Below are 13,145 nucleotides of genomic sequence, written 5' to 3'. Positions count from 1 at the left end.
GTCTGCCGGTAATTTACATAAAATCATTCTCAGTGAAAATAAATCTATTTGGAAGGTGCCAAGAAATCATTTTGGATTTTAGCATCTTCTTTTTTATCCCTGTTATTTTTCAGTATATATGTGTGTCGAAATTTCAAAAGAAAACAATTAAATTGTCATTTTTGATTCGATTGTGAATCGAAAAGGGTTAATAATTAATATTTGAATCGAAAATTGAATTTTTGATTCAATATCGAATCGTTTTAAATTCATAAAAGCGTTAAACACTACTAAAATAACTATCCTTTTTTTGGCATGGATATTGCTTTTATAATATATGAATAAAATTTTTAGTGAGAGAGGGTGCTTTTATAAAAAAAGAAGAGTGAGGAAGGAATAATAGAGCTGGGTAACTATATTTTTACATAAAAGGACTTCACTCAACAAAAAGCAAAAAGTGCAAAATCAACCAGAACATTGTACTTTCCGTGTATTTCGTTGAGGGGCTGATGGTAGTAAAAAAGGATTATAAAAAGAAAGCGGATACAGTTAATAGAGTATATGCTGTGCAATATACATATATCGATATGAATTTGGCCTCATTAAAACTATTGATGAAACGGGATAAGACTGTAACCTTTTTTTGAATGAAAGATTTCTACTAGGGTACCCATGAGCAGTGGTTTACTGCTTACAAAACGGTAAATAGACAGTTTTAAAGGATGGTGACAATAGTGGCACTTCAAACAAATGAATTGAAACATGGTCTCAAGACCAGGCATGTCACAATGATTTCTATTGGCGGGGTAATTGGGGCAGGACTATTTATCGGAAGCGGAACAATAATAAATTCAGCAGGACCTGGTGCTATTATATCGTATATAATCGCAGGATTGATGATCGTGCTTATAATGCGCATGCTGGGTGAAATGGCTGTAGTAAATCCTGATAGCGGATCCTTTTCAACATATGCACATCAAGCATTTGGTCCCTGGGCCGGATACACGATCGGCTGGTTATACTGGTTCAACTGGGTTATCATCATTGCTATTGAAACTACATTATTGGGTACTATGATTCATGATTGGTTTCCTGGTATACCTATGTGGGCTGCTAGTCTATCTTTCCCTATATTAATGACGATTACTAATATCTATTCAGTCAAAGCTTATGGGGAATTTGAATACTGGCTAGCTTTCATGAAAGTGGCTGCCATTGTAATATTCCTCTTCCTGGGTGCCGCCATGATTTTTGGATTTGTTCCGGGTTTTGATTCACCAGGCCTTTCAAACATTACTGGGGATGGAGGATTTTTACCAAAAGGTTTTCTGCCTGTCCTTCTTAGTGTGATATTCATTACTTTCTCTTTATCGGGAAGTGAGGTAGCTGCAATTGCTGCAGGAGAGTCTGAAAACCCTGAAAAAAATATTATTAGAGCCATAAACAGTGTTGTCTGGCGTCTCCTTCTTTTCTTTGTTGGTTCAGTGACCGTGTTGGTTCTCGTAATCCCCCAGGGGGCTGAAGATTTACTAAAAACCCCCTATGCCAGCGTATTTGATATGGCAGGCCTGCCGGCAGCGGGTCAAATCATGAATATCGTAATCTTCACTTCATTGCTTTCTGTTTTGAATTCAGGGCTATATACAAGCTCCCGTATGTTATATTCTTTATCAAAAAAAGGTGATGCACCGAAAATCCTTTCTCGTGTGAATAAGAGGGGAATCCCGATTTGGGCGTTAACGGCAAGTGTTTTCTTTTCTTATGTGTGCACGACATTTAAATTTGTTTCTCCTGATAAATTGTTTGCTTTTCTCGCAAACAGCTCTGGAGGAGTCACTATGATCATGTATATCTTTATCGCCTTTTCCCATCTATATTTACGGAAAAAGACGGAAAAAGAAAATCCCGGGACACTCAAAGTGAAAATGTGGCTATTCCCTTATTTAACCTACGCGACTATTGCCGTATTATTTATTATATTCGTTGCTCAGGCGTTTATTGATTCCATGAGATTGCAATTCTTTCTTACAACCCTTCTCACGATTCTAGTAATTGGGTCATACTTCCTGTTTTATCATAAGAAAAAGGTAATAACTCCTGAACAAGAAGCAACACTAAAAAAAATTCACGTTAAGGAAGGGTAACGGATGTAGTCGATTTTGTGTAATTATAGAAAGAAAAGATTGACTATTCTAATAAAACGCTGCTCTTCAAACAACCGTTTTCTAGCAAAAGGATATTATGGTAAACAGAACAAGGGCTACGGCTGTATTGACCCGAAGAGAAAATGAAATGATCGATCAAACCTTCTTTAACGCAAAATCCAGCCAGCATATGAATTCCAAAAGTCTTTTTTGAAGATGGGGAGACTCCTGTGGGAAAAGCGCGTCAAAGGGAGACCCCACAGGCGCAAAGAGCGCCGAGGGCGGAACGCCCGCGGAATGCGAGTACCCTACGTTCCAATCAACGTTCAAGTTTTTACAAACCCTCAAAAAAACATAGACAAACTTAATTTTTATCTAGTTTGTCTACAGTCTGAGCTGCTCTTAATGGGCAGCTTTTTTTCTGGTTCCATAAATGATCACATACATTTAATGGGGGGAATTTAAGCGTGTTCGTAATTGTGACTGCTATCAACCCCATTATGATGCTCATTCATTTGCAACTTTGAAATCCTTTGCTAGAATATAATCTATAGAAAAGATTAGGAGTGGTGACTGTGGCTGAAACTCCAGCTGAAGATTTGATTCATTATATTGCACCAAAAGGAGAGTATATCTCTTTTTTAGATGATACGGACTATATCGCTAAAGGATTGGAATGGAAATTATTCACTGCCCGTTCGGTAAAAAGAGAACTATTATATAAAAGCGGCAGTTTTCAAGCAAAAGTCAAATTAGCAGGCTATGAACAGTATGGAAATGGTCTAGACACTGTAGTCGTTGAATTTGAAAATGGTAAGCTTAGTTGCATTCACCCTTCCTATTTAAAGGAAATGCAAAGCTCCAGTTTCGAAAAAGAATTGTTGAGTGGACCGGTTTCCGAAACATCTGCAGATCCAATTGAAACTGAACAGGTAATGGAAGCACCAATTACGGAAAACTCTGATCAGCTAAGTGAAGAACCAAAAAAAGCAAAAACCAAAACTAAAAAGACGACAGCAAAACCTAAGTTAGACTTACCAGGGGAAAAAGTGCATTTCACTGCAACCGTCAAGGAGTTCACGGCGAAAATGAACCATTTCACTGGTGAAGAAGATGAAGTCATACTCTTGGAGAATGTCAAAGTGACAACGGAACCTGAATTGACAATCGGCGATGCTTGGTGTGGTTATAGCAAGACATTAAAAAAAGCTGAGCTCGAAGAAGGGGACGCAATCGAATTTGATGGAAAAGTGGTCGACAAAAAATACAATAAAGAAATACGGTATAAAGTAAATAATCCATCTAAGTTAGTGAAAAAGGGGATGGAAGCTTAAAAGCATAAGTTCTTGAATGAAAGGGAGTAAGCTACCGCTTACTCCCTTTTTTTGTTGTATTAATCAGTTTTCTAAAGAAATGAATGCTCATTGTGAACTTATTAGAATAGATGAGTCCATTCCTGGAATATATTCGTTTGTGGGAGATACAACATATAACCATTCTCCAATCGTATAGTTAAGGGTTTCGCTTTTGTGGTTTCATATATTCCAGTGTTGGGGATAATACATTATGATAATGGATTTATAAAAAGATTAGGGGGGGGTTATATGAAAGAATTATTTCGGTTATTAAAACAAGGTAATAAATCGGCGTTCATTGCTGCCTGTGTGAATAGTATCATCGCTGTGCTAAAGGGGATTGCTTATTTCATGACAGGGAATGTCGCTATGTTTGCTGAAACTTTACATACTTTGGGCGATGCTGCAAATCAGTTTTTCGTCTTCATTGGATCCGCACTAAGTAAAAAGTCACCAACTGATCGATTCCCTGATGGTTTTGGACGTTTGGTTAACCTCGTATTATTAGGGGCAGTATTGGTTGTCGGGATTATGTCTTATGAAACGATTAAAGAAGGGTTCCATCACATTTTGCACCCTGTAGAATCAACTGGTATCCTTATTAACTTGTCCGTCCTTTCGTTAGCGGTTGTGTTGGAATCATATGTATTATTTAAAGCGATGAAAGAAGTGGTGCATGAGACTGGAATCGAAGCTAAAGGAGCAGCCGTCATATTTAAGAGCTTCGCTGGTTTAAAAAGAGCAAAACCGGCGACGAAATTAGTATTTATGGAAGATATGGTAGCAACCGGTGGTGGGGTACTAGCGATAATTGCCATTTTATTAGCAAACTTCACGCCCTTCATCCAAGCGGAAGGCGTTGCTTCCGTCATGATCGGTCTCGGTATGTTCTATGTGGTTGGTAGGGTATTTCTTGATAATGCTGCAGGTGCTCTTGGGGAAGCCGATATTGAAATGCGACAAAAAATCGGAACTAAGGTCATGGATGATCCAGACGTAAGGGATATACAGAAACTTGCCGTAATAAAAGAAGGGGAAGACTTTCATGTTGAACTTGAAGTTGAACTTGATCCCCATATTTCAATCGCCCAGGCGGATGACATTAAAGATCGGCTGTTTAATGAGATATTCAAGGAAAGAGGAGTAACGGATGTCATTATAGAATTTGATGAAAATGATGGTATCCCAAAATGGGAAGGTCAGATAAAAAAAGAATTGAATGAAATGAAAAAAGAAAGGGAGTAGACGATGTTTAGAATGGCAGAATATAAAGTGGCCGGATAAAGATATTTGGTTGATTATAAAAATCATGAAACGAATGGCAATACCTGTTCAATTATTCACGTACTTTCCCTGCGTATGCATTATAAGCTATCATGGAATTAGTTACATAAAGAAGGATTATGGAAGGGTGAATAAGAATGAAGGAACAAGATATTAAGCTGGTTGCACTTGATATGGATGGCACGCTTCTCAATAAGGCTGGAGAGATATCCCAAGAAAATCGGAGAGCGATAAAAGAAGCAGAAAATCAAGGGATTTTTGTTGTATTGAGCACAGGAAGATCCTACGCGACATGCAGTGATTTTGCAAAGTCAATGGAACTCCAATCATACCTCATTACCGTTAACGGAAGTGAAATATACGATAATCAAGGAAAACTGGTGGAAAGGAATATCGTCGATAGTGAGTCCATACAATGGATGTGGGAACTAAGCCAAAAACATGGTACACATTTTTGGGCAATTAGTTGCGATAATATTTACAGGGCTGAAATGCCTGAAAAAATCCATGATTCGCAATGGCTTAAATTCGGTTTTGATACAACTGATGATGACGTCCGCAAAATCATCATGGATGAACTGGTATCAAAAGGAAACTTTGAAATAAGCAATTCTAGCCCAACGAATATTGAAGTGAATGCCATGGGCGTCAATAAAGCGAAAGCGATAAAGCTTGTATGTTCATTGCTCGATATTACGATGGATAATGTTATGGCAGTAGGTGACAGCCTTAACGACCTTGCAATGATTTCTGATGCAAAAGTGGGTGTGGCAATGGGAAACGCCCAAGAAATTGTGAAAGAAAAAGCAGATTGGGTTACAGCAACAAACGAAGAAGATGGTGTGGCTAAGGCCATTCGTAAATGGGCGCTTTCAAATTGAATCGAAACTGTATATGGGATGCATTCCATATACAGTTTTTTCATTGACATGGCGCTTCATGACAAGTTAATTCAGCTGCTGAATTAATTTCTTGAAAATTGTGTATTTTAGAAGTATGATAATCTTGTAGTGTTATATTTTGGTAATATATTAAAATGGGAGGTTTCATAGATGACAAGAAGTTTGCCTGAACAGTGGTGGAATCAATTAACTTTACCAGTTATCTCAGCACCTATGTTTTTAATATCCGGTCCTGAGTTAGTGAAAGAATGCTGCTTGAATGGGGTGATCGGCTCTTTTCCAGCACCGAATGCGCGGCCGATTGAGGTACTGGATCAATGGATGAGTGATATAAACGACACATTGATTGCAGCAAAGGATAAAGAACCTGGCTCAAAGATTGCTCCATGGGCAATGAATATGGTTGTCCACCGTACATATAGCCGTCTTGAAGAAGAGCTGGAATTGGTCAAAAAGCATCAGCCTCCCATCGTCATTACATCATTAGGTTCACCAAAACATGTGGTGGATGTCGTACATAGCTATGGCGGGTTGGTCTTTTCGGATGTCAGCTCGGTGGATTTTGCAAAAAAAGCTGCGGAGTCAGGTGTGGACGGATTGATCTTGGTTGCTGCGGGAGCCGGTGGTCATGCTGGTGAGATAAATAGCTTTGCTTTCGTGGACAGCGTAAGGACATTCTGGGACGGAATCATTTTGCTTGCCGGATCCATCAGTACTGGTCACAGTATCTTGGCAGCTCAAGCTGCAGGAGCGGATCTTGCATATATGGGTACACGTTTTATCGTGGCTAAAGAGAGCAGGGCCAATGATGAATATCGTGAAATGCTTGTCGATTCTGATCATGATGACATCATCTTGACTGATGCATTTTCAGGCGTTAATTGTAATATGCTGAAACCGAGCATCAGAAAGGAAGGATTAGACCCTGAGCAATTAGCCAAAAAAGAAAAAGTCGATTTTGACAGCATGTCCAAATCATCTGAATCTAAAGCGTGGCGTGATATTTGGTCAGCGGGTCATGGCGTAGGGGCGATTAAAAAAATAGATACCGCCGCCGGCATCATAAAACAATTAGAAAAAGAATATCAGCAATCCTTAAAGAAACTGACCGGGCAGGCGGAAAAATTAAAAGGCATTATATCAAAATGATATGTAAGCGCTTCATTTAATTATGCTAATATAGCTAATTAAAAGGGTATCCATAATGGATACCCTTTTTTGCCATGAAATATAGAGGAAATTTTAACAGCCGATGATAAGGGCTTAATCAATAAAAAGGGAATCTAAACAGAATATAAAGAGATAAATAGTAGGTATAGGATGTAAGACAGTGAAAAAGTATTGATAAATGAATGGATAAATGTTATATTATTTTCGTGTTAATGACCAAATGAACGATATAGTCATTAATTATTGTTTGCTTAAAAAGTAATATATATTAATGATTAAGATAGTGAATTTTAAATATATTGCAGAAGCAAATGAGTTAAAAATGTATTCTTCAATCCGTTTTTCACCGAGATAGATTAAATAAACGGCATATTCGTCGTATAGGAGGGCTTGGTAGGCGTGTTAAAATCTTTAAAGGGTGAAATTTTAGCCATAATAAAACATCCTATGATACTCATTTCGATAATAGGGATCATACTGGTTCCATTATTATACAGCGGCACTTTCCTGTGGGCATTTTGGGATCCATATGGTAAGGTGGACCAATTGCCTGTTGCCATTGTCAATATGGATGAGGGTGCGGAGTTCAATGAATCGGAACTTACAATAGGAAAAGATTTAGTCAAGGAGTTAAAGGAAAAGAAGGATTTCGATTGGCATTTCGTCAGTCAAAAAGAAGCAAATGAAGGCCTGGAAAAACAAGATTATTACATGAAAATAGAAATCCCGAAAAACTTCTCCAAAAATGCAACGACCTTACAGGAGGACAATCCGGAAAAACTTGATTTAATTTATACGTCCAATGAAGGGTTCAACTATATTTCCACTAAAATAGGTGACGCAGCTTCGGAGAGAATTAAAGGGGAGGTTTCGTCAGCCGTTACGAAAACCTATGCGGAGTCAATGTTCGATAATTTGAACGAAATGGCTGACGGACTCAAAAGTGCCAGTGACGGAGCTGGAGAATTGAAAGATGGAACAGATACAGTGAAGAACGGATCAAGTGAACTTGGTGATGGGATTAACTCGGCTAAAGAGGGTTCCAAAAAAGTCGATGAAGGAATTGATTCCCTTCATTCAGGTTCTGTCGAAATCCATGAAAACCTGGAAAAATTAGCTGAAAAATCATTGACCTTTTCGAATGGAGTCGGTTCGGCAGCTATAGGATCAAAAGAACTCAATCAAGGGTTACAACAGTTTAGCTCTGGTGTTGGACAAATGAAAGATGGGCAATCCGAGCTTTTGCAAGGAGCCAAGAAATCTGAAGCGGGTACTGGTGAATTGGCCTCTGGACTGCAACAGTCATTAGAGGGCTTCAATCAAATCGAAGAAAAGCTGCCCGCTTTGACAGATGGAGCAAATGGTGTAGCTGCTGGAGCTTCCCAACTTTCAGGTTCATTGGCTGAATGGAGTGCAGCATCGAACGAAGCAAAAGCTGGGGCATCTGAAGTTTCTGCAGGTTTGGATGAGGTAATTTCCGGATTGAAACAACAATCTGAAGCTACGGATGATCCTGCAGAGAAAGCGCGTTTGGAGGGAGTGATTACTTCTCTAACCCGCATCAGTGAAGGTAGTAAAGGAGTATCTGAAGGAGTAGGGGAACTATCGGCAAGTGCAACTGAAATTGCTAAAGGCTCAAATAGTCTTAGTGCTGGAGCTAATCAGTTAGGTGAAGGCACAAGTGCAATAAGCGGCGGTTTCACTCAATTGAAGCAAGCTCAGGATAAACTCGCCAATGGGGCGGATGAACTGAAAAATGGTCAAGGTCAATTGGTATCTGGCTTGACAACATTTGGCGATAGTATAGATTCAGCACAAAGTGGGCTTGGACAGTTAACCGAAGGCAGCAATAACTTGGTAAGCGGGCTTGATCAGCTTGAAGATGGCTCCAAGCAATTATCAAGTGGAACCTCACAGCTTTCCGAAGGTTCGAAAGGTCTGGTTACAGGAACGGATAAGCTGAAGGAAGGTTCATCCAGCCTTACTAGCGGAATGGGAGAACTGGCAAATGGAGCCATTAAGTTACAAGATGGAATCGCCAAACTTTCAGATGGATCTGCAGAATTACATGACGAATTAAGTGATGGGGCAGACGAAGCAGGTAAGATAAAGTCCAATGAAGAAGTATATGACATGTTTGCAAGCCCAGTTAAAGTGGATAAATTACCAATTAATAATGTCCCGAACTATGGCACTAGTTTTGCACCATATTTAATTTCATTAAGTTTATTTATCGGGGCTATCGTTCTGACGATCATTTTCCCGTTAAAAGATCCTGCTGTTAAACCTGCGAGTGGATTTAGCTGGTTTATTAGTAAATACAGCGTCATGGCACTCATAGGAATCTGTCAAGCCATATTGGTGGACTCGATTTTAATTTTAGGTCTTGGAATCAATGTTACGAGCCTGCCGCTATTTTTTGCAGTAAGCATTCTTGCTAGCTGTACATTCATGGCAATCATTCAGTTCCTGGGTTCGGCCTTTGACAATCCTGGTCGGTTCATAGCGTTATTGATTTTGATTCTTCAACTGACCAGCAGTGGCGGAACATTCCCAAATGAATTAGTTCCTGGCTTCTTGCAAGGATTCACACCGTTCCTACCGATGACATATTCTATTAATGCTTTCCGTGCAGTCATCTCAACAGGAGATTATAGCTTCATGTGGCATAATCTTGGCATATTGGCCATATTCCTCGTTGTGGCATTAATATTATCACTTCTTTACTTTATTTATCGGTATAAGAAATTGAACGGCGCATTAAATGAAAAACAGGAAGAAGCAACTGTATAATGATCAAAAAACAGCGACCCGTCATGGGTCGCTGTTTCAGACTGTAGGCAAATTCGAGGAAAGCGAGTTTGCCTACAGTTTTTTTAAAAAAAATTTCCAGTTGGTTGAAGAAATCCACTCCCTTTCCGCCGACTGTCTGACAAGCCACATCAAAGCAAGCGGCTGTGGGGTCTCGACTAGCCAGTTATTCGGCAGGAGTGTCGCAAATTTCTTCAATCTTGAGAGGATTTCACCCTATATAAAACAGTGAAAAATTATGGAGTAAAACCAAGTCTCGTTTTGAAATCATGGTAATAATTTCGGATTCGGGATAAGGCCGTCCCGGCCCCACTTTTGTCGACAAAGGGGTTTCTATCTAAATTTTAAAACAAAGTATGGAACGGAAGGTACGAGACTCCTGCGGGAAAAGCGTGTCCAAGGGAGACCCCACAGGCGCAAAGAGCGCCGAGGAGGCTCCCGGACCGCCCGCGGAAAGCGAGTGCCTGGAGTGGAAATCAACGTTCAAATTTTAACTCCTCAAAATAACGTTCCAGTTGATTTCATCCAAATAAAAAAGTGAAGATACATGAAGGATAACTAAGTATTCTTTTATAATCATGTTTTGGGGAGAGACCATTCCGAACCCCCTTTTGTCGACAAACTGAAACAGCGACCCGTCATGGGTCGCTGTTTTTTAATAAATATCAGGAAATAAGTGAAATGCAGGGAAATAAAAGTGTCCCTAAAATAACACCCATCGTAAAGAAATGTATTCCTGTTCTCATGGAATGAGCAATTTTGTGACAAAACTTTGGTGCAGCCTGTACAATGAAGTATTTTTGCAATCAGCTATACCCTTGTCTTTTGAGAAGCAGGTGCATATTTCTTCATTGGATTTTTTGCTATGACTTCCTTTAAATAAGGATGGCCAGAAGGTCCTGGTTTTCTCATGAGTTCCATTAGGTAAGATATATCGTCCATAGCCCTGTGTGTTTGGAAATTTGTGATATTATGTGCCTGCAGTAATGTTAAGAGTTTACTATTCTCAAATCCGTATTGCTTCCAAGGAACATTCCGCATCGTACAGAACCACTTTTGATCATTGATTTCCGGATACATTTGGTAAAGGAAACTTCTATCGAAAGAAGCATTATGTGCGAAAATCGAATCGGTACGGGCAATGAAGGATTTAATTTTTTCATCGTGAAAACTTTTTCCTTCTACTGAGCTGTATGGAATTCCATGAATTCTGTACGCTTGATCATAATTCCTTCTTGATCCATAGGAGAGAGGCTCCCTTAAAAATGATTCCTGATCAATAAGATTAATAATTTCACCTGTTTCACTGCTGTATGTAAAGAGTATAAGAGCAAGCTCGATGATTTCATCGGAAGAGGGACGTAAACCAGTTGTTTCTACGTCAAGCACTAAACCTAATCTATTAGACAATTTTTTTTCCTCCAGTTGGGTTTCATTCTTCTATTATAGCTGACATAGAATAGCTAATGAAAGTGTAATGATTGTTTTAAAGCAGCATTTTTAACTTGAAAAAAATAGTCATTCCAATGATTGGTAGAACAAGAACTAACAATGCTAAAAAAAAAGATAGAGTATTGCTTTTTTCAAAGCAATCTCTATCTTTTTTTATCCATTGAAATTCATAAGCATTGCAAAATGCTTTCCAATTCATCTTCGGCAATTCGTATGAATTCTTCGTTTTTTTGAAGACTGAAAATGTTCTTGGATTGTTTTATATAGTGCAGTCCTTTTTCAGGTTGTTGAAGATGAACTAGATTCTTACCAGTTAATAGATGGAGTTCCGCATATAAATATAATGATTCTATCGAATTACAAATGTTGATCCCTTTAAGGGTATAATTTAATGATTCCTGATAATAATGAAGTTCAGTCAATGTTTGTGCCAATCCATGAATGATCTTCAAGATAATGGTACCTTCTTGATTCACATGGGGAATATTCTCGATAAATTCCAGTGCTTCATTGAAGATGTTGATGGCCTCTTCATAATTCTTCGTTTTAAAATGGATAATTCCGATACTATTTAAAACTTCTATCTCCTGTTGATGAAGAATGACCCGTTTACCCATGGTAATCTGAATGGCCTCATTCAATAATTCTATAGCCCTTTGTTTGTCATTGTACAAATAAAAAAAAGAGATACCTTCATGCCATTTCAAGAATTGATAAAACGATATCGATTTTTCCGGTGCAGTTGCCATTTCTTTTTGGACGATTTCATAAATTGCTTCATAATTACGTGTGCGTTTGTATTTGTTAATCAAAAGTTTAATGGTTTCTATGTAATTATAAATCGGTTCATTTTTGGTGGTGAAGAAATACGGCAGGTCAACTTTAAGTTTATCCGCAAAAAGTGCCAATTCATCAATTGTTGGAGAAGTGATGCTTCTTTCATAATCTGACAGGGCATTAGGTTCACATATATCCCTAGCCAGTTCTTCTCTTGTAAGATTTTGTTTTATTCGTAATTCGTTGATAACAGAGCCAACCTCAATTTTCATTACAATTGCTCCTTTGTACCTATGTCTAGAATTCTATTTTAACATAATTTTATTTTTATAAGAACGATAATTGAAAGATAGTATGATATAACTACTTTACGTGTATTCCTATAGTATTCATCCAACAAAAAAAATGAAGAACGACTTTTTATTGAAGCGAAAAATGCAAGACGTCTTTTCTATATAAAGTGAAAGATCCCCGCATATTTTTGCTTGGAGTCTATAATCCCGGATAATAGCAAGCTTTAGATTTGGAATATAAGGATAAAAAAAGGAGGCGGCAATCTGCCGCCTCTAACGTTTTTAATTTCCAATGAATTGCTGGGTCCAATAGTGGGTGTATTTCCCACCTGTCACATGCCCAATTCCAATATGTGTATAGTTCTTGTTCAGGATATTGGCCTTATGTCCAGGGCTGTTCATCCATGATTTCATGACAGCATCCGCACTAGGTTGACCTGCTGCGATATTTTCCCCTGCGTACTTGTAACTGATCCCAAAGGATTTCATCATTTCGAAAGGCGATCCATAACTGGGGCTTGTATGATTGAAATAATTACTATCTCGCATATCCTCAGATTTCAGAATTGCTACGTTAGAAATGGCTGTATCCATTTTAAGGGAAGGTAGGCCCGATTTTGACCGTTCTTCATTCACTAAACTAAGGACCTGCTGTTCAACTGATTGACTTTCTGCGCGATTAACTGTGGTGTTGGACGTGGGAAGATTTATGATTTGTCCGATTCGAATTTGATTTGCATCGTTTATAGCAGAGTTCGTTTTAAGTAATTCGTCAATGCTGACATCATATTCAGTAGCAATTTTCGTTAAGGTATCTCCTTTTGCCACCTCGTATGTATTGGCTCCCAGAGCAACTTTTGGAGATAATAGGGATAGAGACAGTGCTGATAAAAGGATGATTTTCTTCATTTTGATTCCTCCTAGTAGAATATCTGGATTGGAAGTATAGTATGCTATAAAAATAGTTTTGTGTAAAAT

At 38.5% G+C, this 13,145-nt stretch carries 10 protein-coding genes; 7 read left to right on the top strand and 3 right to left on the bottom strand.

All coding sequences use genetic code 11. The features are described 5' to 3' along the window. Nucleotides 1–701 precede the first annotated feature (701 nt). The 7 genes from AC3ISB_RS15270 (at nucleotide 702) to AC3ISB_RS15240 (ending at nucleotide 9,627) form a co-directional block, all read left to right on the top strand. On the top strand, nucleotides 702–2,123 hold the full coding sequence (locus tag AC3ISB_RS15270; protein ID WP_480339483.1) for an amino acid permease: 1,422 nt from the start codon (nucleotides 702–704) through the stop codon (nucleotides 2,121–2,123). Nucleotides 2,124–2,138: 15 nt separating this feature from the next. Continuing rightward, entirely contained in the window at nucleotides 2,139–2,270 is a 132-nt protein-coding gene (locus AC3ISB_RS15265; protein WP_489273659.1) for a hypothetical protein, read from the top strand. 428 nt (nucleotides 2,271–2,698) lie between these two features. Further along, nucleotides 2,699–3,457, top strand: a complete 759-nt coding sequence (locus AC3ISB_RS15260; protein WP_489273658.1) for a hypothetical protein — start codon at nucleotides 2,699–2,701, stop codon at nucleotides 3,455–3,457. Nucleotides 3,458–3,727: 270 nt separating this feature from the next. Next, complete coding sequence (locus AC3ISB_RS15255) at nucleotides 3,728–4,723, top strand: cation diffusion facilitator family transporter (protein ID WP_098369502.1); 996 nt, start codon at nucleotides 3,728–3,730, stop codon at nucleotides 4,721–4,723. A gap of 176 nt (nucleotides 4,724–4,899) precedes the next feature. Then, nucleotides 4,900–5,643 (top strand): Cof-type HAD-IIB family hydrolase, encoded by a 744-nt coding sequence (locus tag AC3ISB_RS15250; protein WP_098369503.1) that lies wholly within the window; start codon nucleotides 4,900–4,902, stop codon nucleotides 5,641–5,643. A 171-nt stretch (nucleotides 5,644–5,814) separates the two neighbouring features. Beyond that, nucleotides 5,815–6,813: an NAD(P)H-dependent flavin oxidoreductase gene (locus AC3ISB_RS15245; RefSeq protein ID WP_098369504.1), complete on the top strand. Its 999-nt coding sequence runs from the start codon at nucleotides 5,815–5,817 to the stop codon at nucleotides 6,811–6,813. Between the two features lie 420 nt (nucleotides 6,814–7,233). Continuing rightward, nucleotides 7,234–9,627 (top strand): YhgE/Pip family protein, encoded by a 2,394-nt coding sequence (locus tag AC3ISB_RS15240; RefSeq protein ID WP_489273657.1) that lies wholly within the window; start codon nucleotides 7,234–7,236, stop codon nucleotides 9,625–9,627. Between the two features lie 828 nt (nucleotides 9,628–10,455). On the opposite strand, the gene AC3ISB_RS15235 is transcribed toward AC3ISB_RS15240, so the two are convergent. From AC3ISB_RS15235 to AC3ISB_RS15225, 3 genes are all read right to left on the bottom strand, one after another. Next, nucleotides 10,456–11,055, bottom strand: coding sequence for an exonuclease domain-containing protein (locus AC3ISB_RS15235; RefSeq protein ID WP_489273656.1), 600 nt, complete (start codon nucleotides 11,053–11,055; stop codon nucleotides 10,456–10,458). 209 nt (nucleotides 11,056–11,264) lie between these two features. Further along, nucleotides 11,265–12,146 (bottom strand): helix-turn-helix domain-containing protein, encoded by an 882-nt coding sequence (locus AC3ISB_RS15230; RefSeq protein WP_098369507.1) that lies wholly within the window; start codon nucleotides 12,144–12,146, stop codon nucleotides 11,265–11,267. Between the two features lie 303 nt (nucleotides 12,147–12,449). Next, nucleotides 12,450–13,076, bottom strand: coding sequence for a CAP domain-containing protein (locus AC3ISB_RS15225; RefSeq protein ID WP_098369508.1), 627 nt, complete (start codon nucleotides 13,074–13,076; stop codon nucleotides 12,450–12,452). Nucleotides 13,077–13,145 lie beyond the last annotated feature (69 nt).

This window comes from Peribacillus sp. GL_122 (assembly GCF_057835005.1).
The sequence above is the reverse complement of the archived record's forward strand: the minus strand, read 5'-3'. Positions and strand labels throughout refer to the sequence as shown.